Consider the following 20,751-nt stretch of genomic DNA (forward strand, 5'->3'; position numbering starts at 1 on the left):
TGCCCGCCCCCGCTCCGGCTCCGCACCCGCGCCACATGTGCCCCGGAAAGCCGCCATGCGCTTGCGTTTCCTCGAAGACCAGGAAGTCACCCTGTTCGCGGCCATCCCGGTCGGGATCGTCGCGGCCATTGCCACCACGCTGTTCAAGGAGGCGCTGGATGGCGCGGGCGTGGTCCTGTTTTCCAGCCATGCCGACGTGGTCGCCGTATTCGCCACGCTGGCGCTGGCGTGGCGCGTGGTGGTGCCGGCCGTGGGCGGCGCGCTGGCGGGCGGCCTGCTGGTGCTGGCCAATCGCCTGGCCGGCAGCCACGGCGGCGCCACCGACTACATGGAAGCGGTGGCCAACGGCAGCGGCCGCCTGCCGGTGCGGATCACCTTGCTGCGCGCGCTCTCGTCGTTTTTCTCGATCGTCAGCGGCAGCTCGGTCGGCAAGGAAGGCGCGATGATCCAGCTGGCGGCGCTGTGCGGCTCGCTGTTCCCGTCGACCCGGCTGGAACGCGGCGGCGGCTCGAACATGCGCCGCATGCTGACCGCCTGCGGGGCCGCGGCGGGCCTTGCCACCGTTTATCACACCCCCTTCTCCGCTGCCGTCTTCGTTGCCGAAGTGGTGTTCGGGGCGCTCGCGGTGCAGCGCCTGATGCCGCTCTTCCTGGCTTCGGTGGCCGGTGCCATGGTCAGCCAGTGGCACGGCGGCCTGCAGCCGCTCTACCCGGGCCTGGATATCGCCCCCGACCTGCGCCCGCACATCCTGCTGGCCGCGGCCGCGCTGGGCGTGGCCGCCGGCATTGCGGGCGCGCTGTTCATGCGTGCGGCGGGCTTTGCGCGCAGCCGCTTTGCAGCGATGCCTGGCGGCCCGGTGGCCCGGCTGACGCTGGGCGGGGCGCTGGTCGGCGTGCTCGCGATGGCGGTGCCCGAGGTGGTTGGCAACGGCTATTCCACCATCCAGACCATCCTGCAGGAGCAGCCGCTGAGCGTGCCGGTGGCCGGCGTGCTGCTGGCCAAGCTGGTGGCTACGGTGATCAGCATGGGCTCGGGGGCGGTCGGCGGCGTGTTCACGCCGTCGCTGTTCGTGGGGGCGGCGCTCGGGCAGTTGCTGGCCATCGGCATGCAGGACACGGCGGCCGCTGCGGCGCCGCTGCTGCCGCTGGTGGGCATGAGCGCGTTCCTGGCGGCCACCAGCCAGGCGCCGCTGATGTCGGTGCTGATGGTGTTCGAGATGACGCTGGCGCCCGCGCTGCTGCTGCCGTCGATGATCGGCGCAGTGGCGGCGTACTACACCGCGTCACGCTGCCAGACGCTGTCTCTGTACAGCGTGATCGCCGAGCGCGCGCAGGCCTCGGCCGCGGCCGAACACGCCCGCACGCTGACGCTGGCGGGCCTGTGCGACCCGACCGATACCGTGCTCGACCCGAACGCCACCCTGGCGGCCGCGGCCGACAAGTTTGCCGAGACCGGGACGCGCTACCTCTATCTGGTCGAAACGGATGGCCGCCTGCTGGGCGCGCTGTCGATCCATGCGCTGCAGCGCGCCCAGCGCGAGGGCGCCGCGGACGACGTGCTGGCGCTGGCCGAACGCGACTTCCCCGCACTGACCCCGGATTCGGGCCTGCGCGACGCCCTGGCGGTGTTTGCCGAGCACGGCATCAACCGCATCCCGCTGGTGCGCGACAGCGCCGGCCGCGAACTGATGGGCACGGTGTCCAAGCAGCGTGTGCTGCAAGAGGCATCCTGCCTGTTCTGAGCCCCGCCGCATCGCCGACCCTGTCAGGCCGCCAGCGGGGTAAAATGCCGGGTTGCGCCCGCCTTTGGGCCATTCCCGCCAACGCGTCGTCCCATTAGTCGGAGTTCTCCCCCATGCCAGCAGGTCGTGATGCGCGCCGCGAGGCGCCGGAGTCTGTCCAACCCGGGCGCGCCCGCAGGCTATTGCCAGCGCTGGCCTGCGCCGCCGCCCTGCTGCTCGGTGCGGCAAGCGCGATGGCCCAGCCGGTGCGGGCGATCCCGGACGATGCGCAGGCGGCCAGGCTCGTTATCGCCACGCCGTCTGCCGGTGCCCCGCAGACGGCCACGCTCGACGGCAAGACCGTCGGCGTGGCGCCGGGCCTGCGCCTGTTCGGCACCGACAACCAGTTGCTGGCCAGTGCCGCGGTGGCGGGCCAGAAGCTGCCGGTGCGGTACAAGCTGGACCTGTACGGCCAGTTGCTGACCGCCTGGGTGCTGAGCGAGCCGGAACAGAAGGCGCTGAAGAAGAAATCGTAGTCCCCCGGAAGTGCGACCGGCGTACCCCACGCGCCGGCCGTGTTGTTGCAACACCCTGATGCCCCCAGGTCAACCACTGAGATCGGCATATGAAGAAAGTTTTCGTCAAGACGTACGGCTGCCAGATGAACGAGTACGACTCGGACAAGATGGTCGACGTCCTCAACGCCAGCCAGGGGCTGGAACCCACCGACAACGTCGAAGACGCCGACGTGATCCTGTTCAACACCTGTTCGGTGCGCGAGAAGGCGCAGGAGAAGGTGTTCTCGGAACTCGGCCGGATGAAGGCACTGAAGGCGGTCAAGCCTGACCTGGTGATCGGCGTGGGCGGCTGCGTGGCCAGCCAGGAAGGCGCCAGCATCGTCGCGCGCGCGCCCTATGTCGACGTGGTGTTCGGCCCGCAGACGCTGCACCGCCTGCCCGACCTGATCGCGCGGCGCCAGCGCACCGGCCAGTCGCAGGTGGATATCTCCTTCCCCGAGATCGAGAAGTTCGACCACCTGCCGCCGGCACGCGTCGAAGGCCCGAGCGCCTTTGTCTCGATCATGGAAGGCTGCTCCAAGTACTGCAGCTACTGCGTGGTGCCCTACACCCGCGGCGAGGAAGTGTCGCGCCCGTTCGAGGACGTGCTGGCCGAAGTCGCCGGCCTGGCCGAACAGGGCGTGCGCGAAGTCACGCTGCTGGGCCAGAACGTCAACGCCTACCGCGGCAAGATGGGCGACACCACCGAGATCACCGACTTTGCGCTGCTGATCGAGTACGTGGCCGAGATTCCCGGCATCGAGCGCATCCGCTACACCACCAGCCACCCGAAGGAATTCACCTCGCGCCTGGTCGAGCTGTATGGCCGCTGCGACAAGCTGGTCAACCACCTGCACCTGCCGGTGCAGCATGCGTCCGACCGCATCCTGATGGCGATGAAGCGCGGCTACAGCGTGCTGGAGTACAAGAGCATCATCCGCAAGCTGCGCGTGCTGCGCCCGGATATGTCGATGTCTTCGGACTTTATCGTCGGCTTCCCCGGCGAGACCGATGCCGACTTCGAGAAGCTGATGGCGATGATCGAAGAGATCGGCTACGACACCTCGTTCTCGTTCATCTTCAGCCCCCGCCCGGGCACGCCCGCTGCCAACCTGCACGACGACACCCCGCACGAGGTCAAGCTGCGCCGGCTGCAGCGGCTGCAGGCCACCATCGAGGAAAACGTGCAGCGCATCAGCCAGAACATGGTCGGCACGGTGCAGCGCATCCTGGTGGAAGGCCCCGCGCGCAAGGATCCGACCGAGCTGCACGGGCGCACCGAGAACAACCGCGTGGTCAACTTTGCGCTGCCGGGCGTGCCGCAGGCAGGCCGCGACCGGCTGGTCGGCCAGCTGGTCGATGTCAGCATCACGCAGGCCTTCCCGCACTCGCTGCGCGGCGAGATCGTGGTTCGGCAGTAACCAGGCACCATCCAGCGAGGCCATCGCCAACCGATGAAAATCCCTTCCGCAGAATTCGTCGCCCCCAAGGACGACAACACCCGGCTGCAGAACCTGTGCGGGCCGCTCGACGAGAACCTGCGCCAGATCGAGCAGGCGCTGGACGTGAACATCCAGCGCCGTGGCCACCGCATGACGGTGCGCGGCGGCAACGCGCAGGATGCGGCAACGGCGCTGGAGCGCTTCTACAACCAGGCGCGCACGCCGCTGTCGATCGACGACGTGCAACTGGGCCTGGTGGAAACACGCCAGCTGTCCGCGCATGGCAGCTACCTGCCCGGCAACGGCGACAATGTCGAAGAGCGCGAGATCGGCGACGAATCGCCGGTGCTGCACACGCGCCGCACCGGCCTGCAGGGCCGCACCGTGGCGCAGCGCGACTACCTGCGCAATATCCTGTCGCACGACCTGACGCTGGGTGTCGGCCCTGCCGGCACCGGCAAGACCTACCTGGCAGTGGCGTGCGCGGTCGACGCGCTGGAGCGCGACGCGGTCAAGCGCATCGTGCTGACCCGCCCGGCGGTGGAAGCCGGCGAGCGCCTGGGCTTCCTGCCCGGCGACCTGGCGCAGAAGGTCGACCCCTACCTGCGCCCGCTGTATGACGCGCTGTACGACCTGCTCGGCTTCGACCGCACGCAGAAGATGTTCGAGCGCCAGATGATCGAGATCGCGCCGCTGGCCTACATGCGCGGGCGCACGCTGAACCATGCCTTCATCATCCTGGACGAGGCGCAGAACACCACGCCCGAGCAGATGAAGATGTTCCTTACGCGCATCGGCTTCGGCTCCAAGGCGGTGATCACCGGCGACACCACCCAGATCGACCTGCCCAGGGGGCAGAAGAGCGGCCTGGTGGAGGCGCTGCACGTGCTGCGCGACGTGCGCGGCATTGCCTGCACCCGCTTTACCAGCATCGACGTGGTGCGCCATCCGCTGGTGGCCCGCATCGTCGATGCCTATGACGAATACCACGCCCAGCACAAGGACGCTTAATTGAAATCCCAGAAATCCAAGTCTTCCGCCGTGAGCCTGACCCTGTTCGACGGCGACGGCCGCGCGCGCAAGAGCGCCGCGCACGCGCTGCGCGTGCAGCTGCCCGACGGCCGCAGCCTGACGCTGGACCTGTCGCAGGCAGCCGACGGCGTGGTCGCGCTGCTGGCCGAGCACACCGACACCAACCAGCAGGCTGGCCTGCTGGTGCGCCCGGACAACCATGACTCGCTGTCGGTGGCCGTGACCGCCACGCCGGTGGTCACCACCACCGGCACGCCGGCCACTCCGCCCGGGCTGGAGCTCGAGATCCAGAACGGCGACGGCGTCGGCAAGCGCGCCGGCCTGCCGCCGCGCCGCAAGATCGAGACCTGGGTCAAGTCGGCGCTGTATGCCGACGCCGCGCTGACCATCCGCTTCGTCGACGAGGAAGAAGGCCGCACGCTGAACCGCACCTATCGCGGCAAGGATTACGCCACCAATGTGCTGACCTTTGCCTATGCGGAGAACGAGGAAGACCCGGTCACGGGCGATATCGTGCTGTGCTGCCCGGTGGTGGAAACCGAGGCGCGCGAGCAGCGCAAGCCGCTGGAAGCGCACTATGCGCACCTGATCGTCCACGGCGTGCTGCACGCGCAAGGCTACGAGCACGAGGAAGACGTCGAGGCCGAGGAAATGGAAGCGATCGAGACCGAAACGCTGCAGGCGCTCGGTTACGCCGACCCCTACCAGAGCGACCGCGCCGCGTGATCCCCGCGTAATCCCTTTCTCACGGGCGGCGCCGACCGGGCGCCGCCTGCTGCACATATCGTCGCAGGACACCGCCCGCCGTCACGGGACGGCCAGGCTTTTAGTGTATCCTTCAGACGATCTCCACCACGCGCTCGCCGCGAAATGAACGACCCTTATCCCAGTTCGAAGCCCGCTTACCTGAAGCAGGCCGATCGTCCCAGATCGCTTCTCGAACGCCTGTCAGACCTGATTTCCCCCGAGCCGGACACCCGCGCGGAATTGCTCGAAGTGCTCCAGGAAGCGCATGAGCGCAACCTGATCGACGCCGACTCGCTGTCGATGATCGAGGGCGTGTTCCAGGTCTCCGAACTGACCGCGAGCGACATCATGGTGCCGCGCGCGCAGATGGATATGGTCAATATCGCGGATGCCCCGGAGGCGTTCATCCCCTTCATGCAGCAGACCGCGCACTCGCGCTTTCCGGTCTATGAAGGCAGCCGTGACAACATCATCGGCATCCTGCTGGCCAAGGACCTGCTGCGCTACTACACCGACCCCGCCTTCGACCTGCGCGAGACCCTGCGCCCGGCGGTGTTCATCCCCGAGTCCAAGCGCCTGAACATCCTGCTGCGCGACTTCCGCATCAACCGCAACCATATCGCCATGGTCGTCGACGAGTACGGCGGCGTGGCCGGCCTGGTGACGATCGAGGACGTGCTGGAGCAGATCGTCGGCGACATCGAGGATGAGTTCGACCTCGACGAAGACCAGGACAATATCCTGCCAATGCCCGACGGCAGCTGGCGCGTGCACGGCCTGACCGAGATCGCCCAGTTCAACGACGCCTTCGGCACCGCCTTCTCCGACCACGACGTCGATACCGTGGGCGGGCTGCTGTCCAACCACGTGGGCCACGTGCCCCACCGCGGCGAGGTCATCACCCTGCCGCCGATCCGCTTCGAGGTGCTGCGCGCCGACGCGCGCCAGGTGCACCTGCTGCAGGTGCACCGGGAATCCAACGGCGACAACGCGGGCGCGGCCGGCGCATGAAGCGTTCCGCCCCGATCCTCAACGGCGCCGCCGCTGCCGACGCCGCCCCGGCGGGCGTGCCTGGCACGCGCGCGCATTCGCGCACGGCGACCATGGCGCGGCTGCTGCTGGCCGGCGTGCTCGGCATCGCCCATACGCAAGCCTTCGCCCCCCATGACTGGTGGTGGCTGCAGATCCTGTCGCTGGCCGGCCTGGCCGCGCTGATGGCCGACGCGCCGCGCGCGCGCCTGGCCGCCGCCACTGGCTACGCCTTCGGGCTGGGCTGGTTCCTGTCCGGCATCTGGTGGCTCTATATCAGCATGCACGTCTACGGCGAGATGCCGGCGTGGATGGCCGCGCTCGCGGTGGTGCTGTTCTCTGGCTTCCTGTCGCTCTACCCGGCGCTGGCCGGCGCGCTGTGGCATCGGCTGACGGCGCGCCTGCCCGGGGCCACGCTGCTGGCGCCGCTGGCCTTCGGCGCTGCCTGGGGTCTCACCGAATGGCTGCGCGGCGTGGTGTTTACCGGCTTCCCGTGGCTGTCGGGCGGATATGCCCATGCCGATGGCCCGCTGGCCGGCTTCGCGCCGCTGCTTGGCGTATACGGCATCGGCGCCCTGGCAGCCGCGGTGGCGGCACTGCTGGCGGCTGCCGTACGCGGGCTGGGCCGCGGCGAGCGCGGCCGGGCGCTGGGCGCCTTGGCACTGGCACTGGCCCTGCCCGCCGCGGGCGCCGCGCTGGCGCCGCTGGCCTGGACCACGCCCGCCGGCAAGCCGCTGTCGGTGCGGCTGCTGCAAGGCAACGTGGCCCAGGACATCAAGTTCGAGCCCGCCGGCATCCAGCGCTCGATCGAGCTGTACCGCGACATGATCACCGCCGCGCCGGCCGACCTCGTGGTCACGCCGGAAACCGCGTTCCCGGTCATCCTGCAGGAGCTGCCGGTCGACGTGGCCGTGGCGGTGCGCGACTACGCGCTGGCCAGCGGCACCACGGTGCTGTTCGGCGCCGCCGGCGCCGACTCGCCGGTGGACTTCACCAACAGCGTCTTCGGCCTGGGCCCCGAGACCGAACGCCTGTACCGCTACAACAAGCACCACCTGGTGCCGTTCGGCGAATTCATCCCGCTGGGGTTCCGCTGGTTCGTCGACATGATGAAGATGCCGCTGGGCGACTTCCGCCGCGGCGGGCTCGACCAGGCCTCGCTGCCGGTGCGCGGCGTGCGCGTGGCGCCCAATATCTGCTACGAGGATCTGTTCGGCGAGGAGATCGCGCAGACGCTGCGCCAGCAGCCGGCGCCGGCCAATGTCCTGGCCAACCTGACCAACCTGGCGTGGTTCGGCGACACCATCGCGCTGGACCAGCACCTGCAGATCTCGCGCATGCGCGCACTGGAAACGCGCCGGCCGATGCTGCGCTCGACCAATACCGGCATGACTGCGGTGGTGCGTCCGGACGGCTCGGTGCAGCAACGCCTGCCGACCTTCACGGTCGGCACGCTGGCGGCCGAGGTGCAGGGCATGCAGGGCTTGACGCCCTATATCCGCTGGGGGAACGCGCCGGTGCTGGCGCTGTTTGCACTGGTGCTGGGGCTTGCTGCCTGGCGTATGCGCAAGCTGCGCGGTGCAGGCTGAAGGCACAGGCTGGCGCAGGCACCGGACGCGGCGGGATCGCCGCCGCCGTCCGGCGCTGGATTGCGGTGCCGGTGGTGGCGCCTCAGGTGAGCGCCAGCCGGTTCAGTTCAGCAGCCCGGTCGCCACGGACACGGTGGCCGCGGCGATCATGACCGCGATTGCGACCAGGTAAGGTTTGCGAGAAAGAAGTGCCATGATGCCAAGTCCCCATCAATAATCAGTTACCGACAAACGGCCACTGCGGTGCCAGCCAGCAGCCGCCGTGCCCGCCATGCCGGCACGGACTGTCAATCGCAACGCTCTGAAACGGGTTGCTTACTCATACTGTATACAAAAACGTTATCGGCCAGCAGCGGCCAAACCTGAAATCCGCCTCGGTATTTTCCCGATGCGTTGCGTAGGACCGACATTGGCGGGCATCCTCCACCATCGGTGCGTGACCTAGCCGGCCCCGCCAAACGGGGCGCCTCGCCAAAAAGCCGATAGAATTCAGGGTTTGGCAAAATCCGCATGCGCCGGCTCCGGCACGCGCCGCGCGGCCTGCATGCCGGGCGCCGCGACCGCGCCCGGGTGCCTCTACCTAGTCTTCATATGCTGACCTTCCAACAAATGATTCTGACCCTGCAGGCCTATTGGGACCGGCAGGGCTGCGCGCTGTTGCAACCCATCGATCTGGAGGTCGGCGCCGGCACATCCCACGTACACACCTTCCTGCGCGCGCTCGGCCCCGAGCCGTGGCGCGCCGCCTACGTGCAGCCGTCGCGCCGCCCCAAGGACGGCCGCTATGGCGAGAACCCCAACCGCCTGCAGCACTACTACCAGTACCAGGTGGTGCTCAAGCCCGCGCCGGAGAACATCCTGGAGCTGTACCTGGGCTCGCTCGAGGCGCTCGGCCTGGACCTGAAGCAGAACGACATCCGCTTCGTCGAGGACGACTGGGAGAACCCCACGCTGGGTGCCTGGGGCCTGGGCTGGGAAGTCTGGCTCAACGGCATGGAAGTGACGCAGTTCACCTACTTCCAGCAGGTGGGCGGGATCGACTGCAAGCCCATCACCGGCGAGATCACCTACGGCATCGAACGCCTGGCGATGTACCTGCAGAAGGTCGAGAACGTCTATGACCTGATCTGGACCGAGTGGGTCGAGAACGGCGAGACGCGCCGCCTGACCTATGGCGACGTGTACCACCAGAATGAAGTCGAACAGTCGACCTACAACTTCGAGCACAGCAACACCGAGATCCTGTTCCGCCATTTCGCCGAGCACGAAGGCGAGGCCAAGCGGCTGATGGGCAACGGCGAAGGCACCGAGGAAGGCCAGGCCGCCGGCACGCGCCTGGCGCTGCCCGCCTACGAGCAGGTGCTCAAGGCCGCCCACACCTTCAACCTGCTGGACGCGCGCGGCGCGATCTCGGTGACCGAGCGCGCGGCGTATATCGGCCGCATCCGCAACCTGTCGCGCCAGGTGGCGCAGGCCTACTACGACTCGCGCGAGGCCCTCGGCTTCCCGATGTGCGGCAACGGCGGAGCCCGGGCATGACGCAACTGGCGCGCAGCGCGTTGTGCTGCGCCACGGCGATCGCCGCGCTCGCCGCCGCCGGCAATGCCATCGGCGCGCGCGCGCAGGCGGCACCCAGCGCGCAGGTGCTGATGCTGCCGGCCGAACTGAGCAATGTGTGCGAGGCCGATCCGCAGGCGCTGCAGCTGGCCATGGCGCGCCAATGGCGCCCGTCGCTGAATGCGCTCGACCAGTGGACGCAGCTGGTGCGCTCGTTCTCGTGCGACCTGTCCGGCCAGCGCGACCTGGGCTGGCACCGCGTGCCGCTGCGCGCCTATGAAAGCGCGATCCGCTACCCGCTGACGTGGGTGGAGATGGAGACCCACAACGGCCGCACCCGCCGCACGGTCAAGACTTACTACTCGGCGGCGCAGCTGCCGCCGAAGATCGATTTCTGGGTGGGCGGGCGCATCGACGAGATCCGCTACGACAAGCGCCTGCGCCGCATCGACGCACGCTTCCCGGCTGCAGGCAGCCGCGGCGGCAGCAACGGCGCGGCCAGCGCCGCGGCGGCCGCGCAATGCGCCTACACCACGCTGCAATTCCGGCAACAGAACGGCCTGTGGCTGCTGTCCGGAGTGGAACCTAATCTTTCGCCACGCTGCTGATAAGCGGCGCGCGCTACAACCTGTTGGATACGATTCATGTCGCAACCCATGACCGACTCGCTGCTGATCGAACTGTTCACCGAAGAGCTGCCACCCAAGGCGCTGGCGCGCCTGGGCGACGCCTTCGCGCAGGGCCTGTTCGCCGGCCTGGGCGAGCGCGACCTGCTTGAGCCGGGCGCCACCGTGACGCCGTTCGCCACCCCGCGCCGCCTGGCCGCGCTGGTGTCGGGCGTGCGCCGCAGCGCGCCGGACCGCGAGCAGCGCGAGAAGGTCCTGCCGCTGTCGGTGGCGCTGGACGCCAACGGCGAGCCCACCGCGCCGCTGGCCAAGAAGCTGGCTGCGCTGGCCAAGTCGGTCGGCGTTGCCGAGATCGACTGGCAGTCGCTGGAGCGCGCCTCCGACGGCAAGGCCGAGGCCTTCTTCTACCGCTATACCGCACGCGGCGCCGAACTGGCTGCCGCGGTGCAGGCAGCGCTGGAAGACACCATTGCGAAGCTGCCGATCCCCAAGGTCATGAGCTACCAGCGCCCGGACGGCAGCACCGTGCATTTCGTGCGCCCGGCGCACAGCCTGATCGCACTGTTCGGCGCCGAGATCCTGCCGGTGACGCTGCTGGGGCTGCAGGCCAGCAACCTGACCCAGGGCCACCGCTTCCTGTCGCATGGCGTGATCGAGATCGCGCATGCCAATGACTATGCGCAGCGGCTGGAATCCGCCGGCCACGTGGTCGCCAGCTACGCCGAGCGCCGCGAGCGCATGCGCGCCGCGCTGCTCAAGGAAGCCGGCGCCGACCAGGTGATCATGCCCGAGCCGCTGCTCGATGAAGTCAATTCGCTGGTGGAATGGCCGGTGGTCTATGCCTGCCATTTCGAGGAAGCCTTCCTGGCAGTGCCGCAGGAATGCCTGATCCTGACCATGCAGACCAACCAGAAGTACTTTGCGCTGACCGATGCCGACGGCCACCTGCGCAACCGCTTCCTGATCGTGTCGAACCTGGCCACCGAGACGCCGCAGTCGATCATCACCGGCAACGAGCGCGTGGTGCGCCCGCGCCTGGCCGATGCCAAGTTCTTCTTCGACCAGGACCGCAAGAAGACGCTGGCGTCGCGCGTGCCGCAGCTGGCCAGCGTGGTCTACCACAACAAGATCGGCACCCAGCTGGACCGCGTGCAGCGCCTGCAGCAGATCGCCGGCCATATCGCCGATGCGCTCAACGCAGTCGGCGTGCCTACCGACAAGGCCGCCGCGATGCGCGGCGCCGAACTGGCCAAGGCCGACCTGCTGACCGACATGGTCGGCGAGTTCCCCGAGCTGCAGGGCACCATGGGCACGTACTATGCCCGCCACGACGACGAAGCCGAAGACGTGGCGCTGGCCTGCTCCGAACACTACCGACCGCGCTTTGCCGGCGATGCGCTGCCCGCAGGTGCGGTCAGCACCGCCGTGGCGCTGGCCGACAAGCTCGAGACCCTGGTCGGGATCTGGGGCATCGGCCTGCAGCCCACCGGCGAGAAGGATCCGTTCGCGCTGCGCCGCCATGCGCTGGGCATCCTGCGCATGCTGATCGAAAAGCCGCTGGCGCTGTCGCTGACGTCGATGCTGGCGCTGACGCAGCAGGCCTTTGCCGGCATCGCTGCAGTCAAGCCGGCACCCGAGGCGATCGCCGACTTCCTGTACGACCGCGTGCGCGGCTACCTGAAGGACAAGGGCTACACCACCAACGAAGTCGAGGCCGTGGTCAGCCTGCGCCCGGACCAGCTGCACGACATCCTGGGCCGCATGGAAGCCGTGCGCACCTTTGCCGCGCTGCCCGAGGCCGAGGCCCTGGCCGCCGCCAACAAGCGCATCACCAACATCCTGCGCAAGAACACCGAGCCGGTCGGCACGGTCGATCCGACGCTGTTCCGGGAAGAGGCCGAAGGCGCGCTGCACGCCGCCATCGAGCGCGTGCGCCCGGCCGTGGAAGCCGCCTTCGCCAGCGGCGATTTCACCGCCGCGCTGCGCGACCTGGCCCAGCTGCGCGATGCCGTCGACCGTTTCTTCAATGATGTGATGGTGATGGCCGAGGACGCGCAGCTGCGCGCCAACCGCCTGGCGCTGCTGGCTTCGCTGCACGCGATGGCCAACCGCGTGGCCGACATCTCCAAGCTGGCCGCCTGATCTCAGCCACCGGAGCCGCACATGCCGCAGACGCCGCCCAAGTTTGTCATCCTGGACCGCGACGGGGTGGTCAACCTCGACAGCGACCAGTTCATCAAGACGCCCGATGAATGGGTGCCGATAGACGGCAGCCTTGAGGCCATCGCCGCGCTGAACCAGGCCGGCTACCGCGTGGTCCTCGCCAGCAACCAGTCCGGCATCGGCCGCGGGCTGTTCGAGATGAGCGCGCTCAACGCCATGCACGAGAAGATGCACACGTTGCTCGCGCGCCTGGGCGGGCGCGTCGACGCGGTGTTCTTCTGCCCGCATACCGCCGCGGACGGCTGCGATTGCCGCAAGCCCAAGCCCGGCATGCTGGAGCAGATCAGCGAGCGCTTCGGCATCGAGCTCCGCGGCGTGCCCATCGTTGGCGATTCGTTGCGCGACCTGGAAGCCGGCGTGGCGGTCGGTTGCGCGCCGCACCTGGTACGCAGCGGCAAGGGCCAGAAGACCCTCGACCAGGGCGCCCTGCCGCCGGGCACGCAAGTGCACGACGACCTGCTCGCGTTTGCGCGCTGGCTGACCGGCAACGGCGGCGCACAGCGCCCGCCCACTCATAGCGCCGGCTGACCGCCCGCATCCATTCCCTATTCGCACCCCCGCGCGCCCCCCCCGCATGACGTTTCTCCGTTCCCTGTTGTTTGCGCTGTACCTGCTGGTGCTGACGCCGCCGTACGCCTGCGCCTGCTTCCTGGTGTTCCCGTTCATGAATGCCGACCAGCGCTTCCGCTTCGTGCGCGGCTGGCCCCTGCTGGTGATCTGGGCCGCGCGCGGCATCTGCGGCATCCAGTACCGCATCGAAGGCCATGAGCATATGGACGTGATGCTCGACAAGCCGGTGGTGCTGCTGTCCAAGCACCAGTCAGCCTGGGAAACCGTGGCCTACGTGGCGCTGATGCCCAAGCCGCTGTGCTTCGTGTTCAAGCGCGAGCTGCTGCTGGTGCCGTTCTTCGGCTGGGCGCTGGGCATGCTGAAGATGGTCCATATCAACCGCAAGGAAGGCACCCGCGCCTTCGCCTCGGCCGCGCGCCAGGGCCGCGAGCGGCTGGCCGAAGGCGCCTGGATCATCATGTTCCCGGAAGGCACGCGCACGCCTTCGGGCCTGGAGAAGGCACGCTACAAGAGCGGCGGCGCGCGCCTGGCGGTGGAAACCGGCGCCTGGGTGCTGCCGATGGCGGTCAACTCGGGCCGGGTGTGGCCGCGCAATTCGTTCCTGAAGCACCCGGGCATGGTGACGATCTCGGTCGGCCCGGCGATCGCCTCGGCCAACAAGACCGCGGACCAGCTCAACCAGGAGGTGGCGGAATGGATCGAGCGCGACATGCGCCGCATCGATCCGCAGAGCTACCGGAGCGCGGCCCCGGCCGGGCCCGCCGCATGAAGCTGCTGCGACCCGCCACCGACGCCGACGGCGCGCAGCTGGAGCTGCCGCTGGCGGAGTCCGCCCAGGCGCCGCAGCCTGCGGCCCCGCTTGCGCCGGAGCCCCCGCAGCAGCCCGCCTGGCCGGTGCCGCAACCCAACGCACGCCTGCTGCGTATCGGCGAACGGCCGCTGCACTACACGCTCAAGCGCTCGGCGCGCCGCACCATCGGCTTCACCATCGACGACCGCGGCCTGTCGATCACGGCGCCGCGCTGGGTCACGCTGGCGGACATCGAGTCGGCCATCCTGGAAAAACAGCGCTGGATCTTCAACAAGCTGGGCGAGTGGCGCCACCGCGAGTCGCGCCGCATCCTGCCCACGGTGCAATGGCGCGACGGCGCCAGCCTGCCCTTCCTGGGGCAGCCGCTGACGCTGTCGCTGGAGTCGCCGCTCGGCGCGCTGCTGTTCGATGCCGACCGCCGCGTGCTGCACCTGGCGCTGCCGGGCCATGCCGACGAGCAGCAGATCAAGGACCGCGTGCAGGGCTGGCTGCAGCAGCAGGCGCGCCGGCTGCTGGCCGAGCGCCTCGATATCTACGCCGACAAGCTGGGCGTGCGCCACACCGGCTTTGCGCTGACCTCGGCCGCCACGCGCTGGGGCAGCTGCACCGCCGACGGCAAGATCCGGCTGAACTGGCGCCTGATGCATTTCCCGCTGTCGATGATCGACTATGTCGCCGCGCACGAGCTGGCGCACCTGAAGGAAATGAACCACGGCCCGCGTTTCTGGCAGACCGTGGAATCGATCTTCCCCGAGTTCCGCGATGCGCGCGCGCAACTGCGGGCGCACCCGCCCGAGCTGTTGCCGACATTCTGAGCGAGCGGGAGCGGGCCGGTACGTTTCGGCCAAACGCACTAAAATGGCGCCTTCCTATACCTAAAGCAGTTGAAGGCCCTCAAATGCGACTCCTCCACACCATGCTGCGCGTCGGCGACATGCAGCGCTCCATCGATTTCTACACCCGCGTGCTCGGCATGCAGCTGCTGCGCCAGAGCGACAACCCTGAGTACAAGTACCGCCTCGCCTTCGTCGGCTACGGCCCCGAGAGCGAGACCGCGGTGCTGGAGCTGACCTACAACTACGGCGTCGACCAGTATGACCTGGGCACGGCCTACGGCCATATCGCGCTGGAGACCGACGATGCCGCGGCCGCCTGCGAGCGCATCCGCGCCGCCGGCGGCAAGGTCACGCGCGAAGCCGGCCCGGTCAAGGGCGGCACCACCGTGATCGCCTTTGTCGAAGACCCGGACGGCTACAAGATCGAACTGATCGAGCGCCATTCCACCCGCGACGCCAGCCGTCCCTGACGGACGCTGACGATGAGCACGCAAGCCCTGACCCGGCAGCCGCTCGACGGCATCGCCGTGGGCCTGATGGTGGTGCTGTGCGCCGCCTGGGGCCTGCAGCAGGTGGTGATCAAGGTCACCGCGCCGCTGATGGGCGCGGTGCTGCAGGCCGGCGTGCGCTCGGCGGTGGCGGCGTTGCTGGTGTTCGGCTTTGCCGCCTGGCGCGGCACGCCGCTGTGGCGGCGCGACGGCACGCTGAACGCCGGCTTGCTGGCCGGGCTGCTGTTCGGCGCAGAGTTCTTCTGCATCTTCGTCGGGCTGGGACACACCACGGCCTCGCGCATGGCGGTGTTCCTGTACACCGCGCCGATCTTCACCGCGCTGGGCCTGCATTTCGTGGTGCCGGGCGAGCGCTTGCACACCGGGCAATGGCTGGGCGTGGCGCTCGCGTTCGCGGGCATGGCGCTGGCCTTTGCCGATGGCATTGCCGCGCCGTCGGCGCAGGGCAGCACGCTGCTGGGCGATGCGCTTGGCATCCTCGCCGGCGCACTGTGGGCTGCCACCACCGTGGTGGTGCGCGCCAGCCCGCTGGCCAGCGCCCCGGCCAGCAAGACCCTGCTGTACCAGCTGGCGGTGTCCGCGGTGATGCTGCTGGCGATGGCGGTGGCCGCCGGCCAGACCGCAACCGTGCAGATCGACGGGGTGGTGCTGGCGAGCCTGTTCTACCAGTCAGTGCTGATCGCGTTTGCCAGCTACCTGACCTGGTTCTGGCTGCTGCGGCGCTACCTGGCGTCGCGGCTGTCGGTATTTTCCTTCCTGACGCCGCTGTTCGGGGTCGCCTTCGGCGTGGTGCTGATGCACGACGCGGTGGGCCCGCGCTTTGCCATGGCGGCACTCCTGGTGCTGGCCGGCATCGTGCTGGTCAATCGCCGCGCCTGAGCGGCGCGGCAAGCGCAATACTGCGGCGGCCGGAGCCGCCGCTGCCTGACGCTCAGCGGCGTGCCTCGAACGAAAACATGCCGAGCGCGTCGCGCACTTCGTCCAGCGTCTGCTGGGTCAGCGCGCGTGCCTTCGCGGTGCCCTGGCGCAGGATGTCGAACACATAGTCCGGATCCTTGGCCAGTTCTTCGCGGCGCGCGCGGATCGGGGCCAGCATGTCCTGCAGGATGCCCTCGACGCGGCGCTTGAGCACCATGTCGCCCAGGCCGCCCTTCTGGTAGTGCTCCTTCAGCGCCTTGACTTCCTCGGTGTTGGGATCGAACGCATCCAGGTAGGTGAACACCACGTTGCCCTCGACCTGGCCCGGGTCCGACACGCGCAGGTGGTTGGGGTCGGTGTACATGCTGTGCACCGCAGCCTTGATCTGCTCAGGCGAAGCCCCCAGCGCGATCGCGTTGCCCAGCGACTTGCTCATCTTGGCCTTGCCGTCGACGCCAGGCAGGCGGCCGAACTCGGGGATCAGGGCCTTGCATTCGGGCAGCACTTCGCGGCCGACCTGGTGGTTGATGCGGCGCACGATCTCGTTGGTCTGCTCGATCAGCGGCGCCTGGTCTTCGCCCACCGGCACCACGTGGGCCTTGAAGGCAGTGATGTCCGCGGCCTGCGATGCCGGGTAGCACAGGAAGCCGGCCGGGATGTCGCGGCCAAAGCCACGCGCCTGGATCTCTTCCTTGATGGTCGGGTTGCGCTCGAGCCGCGCCACCGTGACGAAGTTCAGGTACATCAGCGTCAGCTCGGCCAGCGCCGGCAGGTGCGACTGCACGGTGATGGTGGTCTTGGCCGGGTCGATGCCCACGGCCAGGTAGTCCAGCGCCACTTCCAGCACGTTGCGGCGCACCTTGTCGGGATCGTGCGCGTTGTCGGTCATGGCCTGGGTGTCGGCCAGCAGCACGTATTGCTCATGCGTGTCCTGCAGCGTCACGCGGCTCTTCAGCGAGCCGACATAGTGGCCAAGGTGCAGCGGGCCGGTGGGACGGTCGCCGGTCAGGATCACGGGACGCCGGTTGGTTTGGGTCTGGGCTGTCATGGGACGGTCTTGCACGAAATAGTCGCGGGAAACTCGGGATTCGGGAATCGGGATGTGCGGGCCTCAGGCGGCCTGTCCGGCCTGGCCGGATGGCGTACCACCGAGGCGCCGGGCCAGTTCGACATATTCGCCGACGGGCACTTCCTCGGCGCGGCGGCCGAGGTCGAAGCCCATCGCATCGAAGTCGACCTGGTCGCGCAGGAACGAGAGCGTGTTGCGCAGCACCTTGCGCCGCTGCGAGAACGCTGCAGTGACCACGTCGCCCAGCACGGTGATGTCGCAATCGGCATGCGGCGAACGCAGCCGGCCGTCGCTGTGGCGCGGCCACGGGATCATGCGGACCACGGCGGAATCGACCTTGGGCGGCGGATTGAAGGCGCCCGGCGGTACGTCCAGCACGTGTTCCATGTAGTAGCGCACCTGCAGCATGATCGAGAGCCGGCCGAAGGCCTTGCTGCCGGGTTCGGCCACCATGCGCTCCACCACCTCTTTCTGCAGCATGAAGTGCTGGTCGCGCACCTGGTCGGCGAAATCCATCAGGTGGAACAGCAGCGGGCTGGAGATGTTGTACGGCAGGTTGCCGACGATGCGCAGCGGGCGGCCGGGCACGGCGAGCTTGTCGAAATCGAACGCCAGCGCATCGCCGGCGTGGACCTGCAGGCGCTCGCCATAGCGGCGGCGCAGGCGCTCGACCAGATCGCGGTCCAGCTCAACCACCTGCATCTGCGGGATCCGTTCGAGCAGCGGGTCGGTCAGCGCGCCCAGACCGGGACCGATCTCGACCAGCACGTCGTCGGCCTGCGGGCTGATGGCATTGACGATGCCGTGGATGATGGTGTCGTCGACCAGGAAGTTCTGCCCGAATCGTTTGCGGGCCACATGGCCCTGGTGCACGTTTGAACGCATGGGTTATTCGTCCAGCTTCAGCATGGCGGCTGCAGGCCGGAATGGGTGTGGCCAGGATGGCTGCCCGTGGCACCGTTGCTGCCAGGGCGCCGGCCATTGGCGTGGCCGGCCATGGTGACCGCACTGCGGATGGCCTCGATCATGCTGCCGTGTTCGGCCTGGCCGGTGCCGGCAAGGTCGAGCGCGGTGCCATGGTCCACCGAGGTGCGGATAAAGGGCAGCCCCAGCGTGATATTCACGCCGTGGCCGAAGGTGCCGTATTTCAATGGCGCCAGCCCCTGGTCATGGTACATCGCCAGCACGCAGTCGGCATCGCGCAGGTGGCGCGGCTGGAACAGCGTGTCGGCCGGAAAGGGCCCGCGCGCGTCGATGCCGGCATCTTTTGCCTGCGCCAGCGCGGGCGTGATGATGTCGATCTCTTCGCGGCCCATATGGCCGCTTTCGCCGGCGTGCGGGTTCAGGCCCGTGACCAGGATGCGCGGCCGCGAGATGCCGAAGTAGCGGCGCAGGTCGGCATCGATGATCGACAGCGTCTGCACCAGCAGCGGCACCGACAGCGCATCGGGCACCGCGCGCAGCGGCAGGTGGGTGGTGGCCAGCGCCACGCGCAGCATGGCGCCGTCGTGCGCGGGCTGCGGGCCGGCCAGCATCATCACCACGCGCGGCACGCGGGCGCTCTCGGCCAGGTATTCGGTATGGCCGGTGAAGGGGACGCCGGCGTCGTTGATGGTGCTCTTCTGCACCGGCGCCGTGATCATTGCGGCATACCGGGGCGCGGCCTTGCCGCGCGCGCGGCAGCCGCGGATGGCGGCATCGAGCAGCTTCAGCACATAGGGGCCGTTGCGCGCGTCGAGCCGCCCGGCCTCGCACGCGACCGCCAGCGGGATATCCTCGACCACCACGTCGCCGTCGGCAATGCGCCGCTCCCAGGCGTGCGTGGCGCCCAGCGCCGCCGCGCGGTCGGCCAGCAGGCGGGCATCGCCCAGCACATGGAAGCGGTATTGCCCGCCGCCGACGCCATTGTTGGCGCCCGCCAGCTGCAGCAACGCCCCGATGGTGATATCGGGACCGATGCCGGCGGGTTCTCCGGTCGAGATGGCAAGGGCTAGCGGGTCGGGCATGTCAGGTCAGCGGATCGGGGACCGGCGCTTCAGCGCTGCCGGTTGACCCGGTACTCCACGTACGCCTGCGAACGCAGCTGGCGCACCCAGTCATCATAGGCTGCGCGCAGCTTCTGTTCGCGGACTTCGGCACGGGCGAAGTCGCGCTGCTTCTCGGGCGACATCTCGGTCTCGCGCCGGTTGAGCACCTGGATCAGGTGCACGCCGAACTGCGTGACCACCGGCTCCGAGATCTCGTTCGGGCGCAGGCGGCTCATGGCCTGCTCGAACTCGGGCACCAGCTCTCCCGGCGAAACCCAGCCGAGGTCGCCGCCGTTCTGCGCCGAGCCGTCCTGCGAGAAGCGCTTGGCCGCGTCGGCAAAGTCGCCGCCGTGGGTGATGCGGTCGCGCAGCGTGCTGAGCTGGCGGCGCGCCTCGGCCTCGGGCATGTTGGGGCCGGTGCGGATCAGGATATGGCGCACCTGGGTCTGGGTGATCTTCGAGGCCGCGGCCGGGCTGGATGCCGGCGCCGCGCGCTTGGTCATCAGCTTGACTACATGGAAGCCCGCCGCGCTTTCCACCACCTGCGGCGCCACCCCGCCAGCCTGCAGGTCGACCACGGCGTTGGCGAACAGTGCCGGCAGGCGGCCGATCTCGCGGAAGCCCATCGCGCCGCCCTGGGCCGCCTCGGGGCCCTCGGAGTTGGCCTGCGCCAGCTGTGCGAAGTCGGCACCGCCCTGGGCCTGCTTGAGCAGCCCTTCGGCCTTGGCGCGCTGCGCCTGCTTCTGTGCCTCCGAGGCATTCTCGGGCACGCGCACGAGGATCTGCGCCACGTTGTACTCGGTCGGGCCGCTGGCGGCGCCCTGGCCGCCGCGCGCCGCCAGGTAGTTGTCGATCTCGCCGTCGTAGACCTGCACCTTGGAATCGACCTCACGCTCGCGCAGGCGGATCACCTGCACCTGCTTGCGCAGTTCCTCGCGGTACTTGGTCCAGGTCATGCCGCTGGCCTCGACGCGGCGGCGCAGCTCGGTCGCGTTCAGCCGGTTCTGCTGTGCCACCGATTCGATGGCACGGTCGATTTCCTGGTCGGTCACGCGGATGCCGGCCTCCTGCGCGGCCTGGGTCTGCACGCGCTCCATTACCAGGCGCTCAAGCACCTCGCCCAGCAGGTCGGCGCGCGCGGGCGCCGGGCGGCCGGCGGCACGCAGCTGGCCTTCGATTTCATCGGCACGGTCGAGCAGCTCGCGCCGCGTGATCACGCTGTTGTTGACGACCGCGACCACTTCGTCGACCAGTTGCGAACGCTTCTGGCCCCCGGCCTGGGGCACGCCCAGCTTGGGCTGGCTCGACGGCGCCGCGACGTCAGACGCCTGCGGCACGAAGATGCCACTGGAGCGCGGCGCCGTCCCGGGCGCCTTGAGCTGCGCCGCAGCCGGCACCGTCATGGCGGCCAGCACGGCCGGCAGCAGCAAGCGGTGCCAGGACGTCAGGAGAAAGGAAAACACGGCGAATTCTTGACGTTTCATCGTAA

The 20,751-nt window shown here is 68.8% G+C and carries 19 protein-coding genes; 15 read left to right on the forward strand and 4 right to left on the reverse strand.

Annotation, left to right across the window (positions count from 1 at the left end; translation table 11 throughout):
* The first annotated feature begins 55 nt into the window (after positions 1-55).
* The 15 genes from AC3WVS_RS05070 (at position 56) to AC3WVS_RS05140 (ending at position 16,127) form a co-directional block, all read left to right on the forward strand.
* A complete protein-coding gene (locus AC3WVS_RS05070; RefSeq protein WP_492317657.1) occupies positions 56-1,741 on the forward strand; it encodes a ClcB-like voltage-gated chloride channel protein in 1,686 nt (561 codons plus the stop codon).
* A gap of 113 nt (positions 1,742-1,854) precedes the next feature.
* Positions 1,855-2,256 (forward strand): hypothetical protein, encoded by a 402-nt coding sequence (locus AC3WVS_RS05075; RefSeq protein WP_492317658.1) that lies wholly within the window; start codon positions 1,855-1,857, stop codon positions 2,254-2,256.
* Between the two features lie 89 nt (positions 2,257-2,345).
* On the forward strand, positions 2,346-3,698 hold the full coding sequence (miaB, locus tag AC3WVS_RS05080; RefSeq protein ID WP_492317659.1) for a tRNA (N6-isopentenyl adenosine(37)-C2)-methylthiotransferase MiaB: 1,353 nt from the start codon (positions 2,346-2,348) through the stop codon (positions 3,696-3,698).
* A gap of 33 nt (positions 3,699-3,731) precedes the next feature.
* On the forward strand, positions 3,732-4,730 hold the full coding sequence (locus AC3WVS_RS05085) for a PhoH family protein (protein ID WP_010813862.1): 999 nt from the start codon (positions 3,732-3,734) through the stop codon (positions 4,728-4,730).
* Positions 4,731-5,477 (forward strand): rRNA maturation RNase YbeY, encoded by a 747-nt coding sequence (gene ybeY / locus AC3WVS_RS05090; RefSeq protein WP_492317660.1) that lies wholly within the window; start codon positions 4,731-4,733, stop codon positions 5,475-5,477.
* A 144-nt stretch (positions 5,478-5,621) separates the two neighbouring features.
* Complete coding sequence (locus AC3WVS_RS05095; RefSeq protein WP_010813864.1) at positions 5,622-6,509, forward strand: CorC family transporter; 888 nt, start codon at positions 5,622-5,624, stop codon at positions 6,507-6,509.
* Positions 6,506-8,116: an apolipoprotein N-acyltransferase gene (gene lnt, locus AC3WVS_RS05100; RefSeq protein ID WP_492317661.1), complete on the forward strand. Its 1,611-nt coding sequence runs from the start codon at positions 6,506-6,508 to the stop codon at positions 8,114-8,116. The genes AC3WVS_RS05095 and lnt overlap by 4 nt, the downstream gene beginning before the upstream one ends.
* Positions 8,117-8,707: 591 nt before the next feature.
* A complete protein-coding gene (gene glyQ / locus AC3WVS_RS05105; RefSeq protein WP_492317662.1) occupies positions 8,708-9,655 on the forward strand; it encodes a glycine--tRNA ligase subunit alpha in 948 nt (315 codons plus the stop codon).
* The gene (locus AC3WVS_RS05110) at positions 9,652-10,281 is read left to right on the forward strand and encodes a hypothetical protein (RefSeq protein WP_492317663.1); all 630 of its coding nucleotides are present in this window, start codon (positions 9,652-9,654) and stop codon (positions 10,279-10,281) included. Before glyQ ends, AC3WVS_RS05110 begins: the two co-directional genes overlap by 4 nt.
* A 36-nt stretch (positions 10,282-10,317) precedes the next feature.
* Complete coding sequence (glyS, locus tag AC3WVS_RS05115) at positions 10,318-12,441, forward strand: glycine--tRNA ligase subunit beta (RefSeq protein ID WP_492317664.1); 2,124 nt, start codon at positions 10,318-10,320, stop codon at positions 12,439-12,441.
* Between the two features lie 21 nt (positions 12,442-12,462).
* Positions 12,463-13,050 (forward strand): D-glycero-beta-D-manno-heptose 1,7-bisphosphate 7-phosphatase, encoded by a 588-nt coding sequence (gene gmhB / locus AC3WVS_RS05120; RefSeq protein WP_010813869.1) that lies wholly within the window; start codon positions 12,463-12,465, stop codon positions 13,048-13,050.
* Positions 13,051-13,096: 46 nt separating this feature from the next.
* Positions 13,097-13,861 carry a lysophospholipid acyltransferase family protein gene (locus AC3WVS_RS05125; RefSeq protein WP_492317665.1) on the forward strand — a complete coding sequence of 255 codons (765 nt, stop codon included), beginning with the start codon at positions 13,097-13,099 and terminating at the stop codon, positions 13,859-13,861.
* Positions 13,858-14,718 (forward strand): M48 family metallopeptidase, encoded by an 861-nt coding sequence (locus tag AC3WVS_RS05130; protein WP_492317666.1) that lies wholly within the window; start codon positions 13,858-13,860, stop codon positions 14,716-14,718. Before AC3WVS_RS05125 ends, AC3WVS_RS05130 begins: the two co-directional genes overlap by 4 nt.
* An 83-nt stretch (positions 14,719-14,801) precedes the next feature.
* Positions 14,802-15,209: a lactoylglutathione lyase gene (gloA, locus tag AC3WVS_RS05135; protein WP_492317667.1), complete on the forward strand. Its 408-nt coding sequence runs from the start codon at positions 14,802-14,804 to the stop codon at positions 15,207-15,209.
* A 12-nt stretch (positions 15,210-15,221) separates the two neighbouring features.
* Positions 15,222-16,127, forward strand: a complete 906-nt coding sequence (locus tag AC3WVS_RS05140) for a DMT family transporter (protein ID WP_492317668.1) — start codon at positions 15,222-15,224, stop codon at positions 16,125-16,127.
* Between the two features lie 52 nt (positions 16,128-16,179).
* On the opposite strand, the gene trpS is transcribed toward AC3WVS_RS05140, so the two are convergent.
* From trpS to AC3WVS_RS05160, 4 genes are all read right to left on the reverse strand, one after another.
* Positions 16,180-17,214 carry a tryptophan--tRNA ligase gene (trpS, locus tag AC3WVS_RS05145; RefSeq protein ID WP_492297307.1) on the reverse strand — a complete coding sequence of 345 codons (1,035 nt, stop codon included), beginning with the start codon at positions 17,212-17,214 and terminating at the stop codon, positions 16,180-16,182.
* Between the two features lie 63 nt (positions 17,215-17,277).
* Positions 17,278-18,120 carry a 16S rRNA (adenine(1518)-N(6)/adenine(1519)-N(6))-dimethyltransferase RsmA gene (gene rsmA / locus AC3WVS_RS05150; RefSeq protein WP_018312802.1) on the reverse strand — a complete coding sequence of 281 codons (843 nt, stop codon included), beginning with the start codon at positions 18,118-18,120 and terminating at the stop codon, positions 17,278-17,280.
* 17 nt (positions 18,121-18,137) lie between these two features.
* A complete protein-coding gene (gene pdxA, locus AC3WVS_RS05155) occupies positions 18,138-19,241 on the reverse strand; it encodes a 4-hydroxythreonine-4-phosphate dehydrogenase PdxA (RefSeq protein WP_011614551.1) in 1,104 nt (367 codons plus the stop codon).
* A gap of 29 nt (positions 19,242-19,270) precedes the next feature.
* The gene (locus AC3WVS_RS05160; RefSeq protein ID WP_492317669.1) at positions 19,271-20,746 is read right to left on the reverse strand and encodes a peptidylprolyl isomerase; all 1,476 of its coding nucleotides are present in this window, start codon (positions 20,744-20,746) and stop codon (positions 19,271-19,273) included.
* Between the last annotated feature and the right edge of the window lie 5 nt (positions 20,747-20,751).

Source organism: Cupriavidus sp. CPT47-8839-RL05A (assembly GCF_058792255.1).

Excerpts from the sequence above, each read along its gene's own strand:
- AC3WVS_RS05070 (WP_492317657.1), top strand. The coding sequence starts at position 56 with ATGCGCTTGCGTTTCCTCGAAGACCAGGAAGTCACCCTGTTCGCGGCC.
- AC3WVS_RS05075 (WP_492317658.1), top strand. The coding sequence starts at position 1,855 with ATGCCAGCAGGTCGTGATGCGCGCCGCGAGGCGCCGGAGTCTGTCCAA.
- miaB (WP_492317659.1), top strand. The coding sequence starts at position 2,346 with ATGAAGAAAGTTTTCGTCAAGACGTACGGCTGCCAGATGAACGAGTAC.
- AC3WVS_RS05085 (WP_010813862.1), top strand. The coding sequence starts at position 3,732 with ATGAAAATCCCTTCCGCAGAATTCGTCGCCCCCAAGGACGACAACACC.
- AC3WVS_RS05095 (WP_010813864.1), top strand. The coding sequence starts at position 5,622 with ATGAACGACCCTTATCCCAGTTCGAAGCCCGCTTACCTGAAGCAGGCC.
- lnt (WP_492317661.1), top strand. The coding sequence starts at position 6,506 with ATGAAGCGTTCCGCCCCGATCCTCAACGGCGCCGCCGCTGCCGACGCC.
- glyQ (WP_492317662.1), top strand. The coding sequence starts at position 8,708 with ATGCTGACCTTCCAACAAATGATTCTGACCCTGCAGGCCTATTGGGAC.
- AC3WVS_RS05110 (WP_492317663.1), top strand. The coding sequence starts at position 9,652 with ATGACGCAACTGGCGCGCAGCGCGTTGTGCTGCGCCACGGCGATCGCC.
- glyS (WP_492317664.1), top strand. The coding sequence starts at position 10,318 with ATGTCGCAACCCATGACCGACTCGCTGCTGATCGAACTGTTCACCGAA.
- gmhB (WP_010813869.1), top strand. The coding sequence starts at position 12,463 with ATGCCGCAGACGCCGCCCAAGTTTGTCATCCTGGACCGCGACGGGGTG.
- AC3WVS_RS05125 (WP_492317665.1), top strand. The coding sequence starts at position 13,097 with ATGACGTTTCTCCGTTCCCTGTTGTTTGCGCTGTACCTGCTGGTGCTG.
- AC3WVS_RS05130 (WP_492317666.1), top strand. The coding sequence starts at position 13,858 with ATGAAGCTGCTGCGACCCGCCACCGACGCCGACGGCGCGCAGCTGGAG.
- gloA (WP_492317667.1), top strand. The coding sequence starts at position 14,802 with ATGCGACTCCTCCACACCATGCTGCGCGTCGGCGACATGCAGCGCTCC.
- AC3WVS_RS05140 (WP_492317668.1), top strand. The coding sequence starts at position 15,222 with ATGAGCACGCAAGCCCTGACCCGGCAGCCGCTCGACGGCATCGCCGTG.
- trpS (WP_492297307.1), bottom strand. The coding sequence starts at position 17,214 with ATGACAGCCCAGACCCAAACCAACCGGCGTCCCGTGATCCTGACCGGC.
- rsmA (WP_018312802.1), bottom strand. The coding sequence starts at position 18,120 with ATGCGTTCAAACGTGCACCAGGGCCATGTGGCCCGCAAACGATTCGGG.
- pdxA (WP_011614551.1), bottom strand. The coding sequence starts at position 19,241 with ATGCCCGACCCGCTAGCCCTTGCCATCTCGACCGGAGAACCCGCCGGC.
- AC3WVS_RS05160 (WP_492317669.1), bottom strand. The coding sequence starts at position 20,746 with ATGAAACGTCAAGAATTCGCCGTGTTTTCCTTTCTCCTGACGTCCTGG.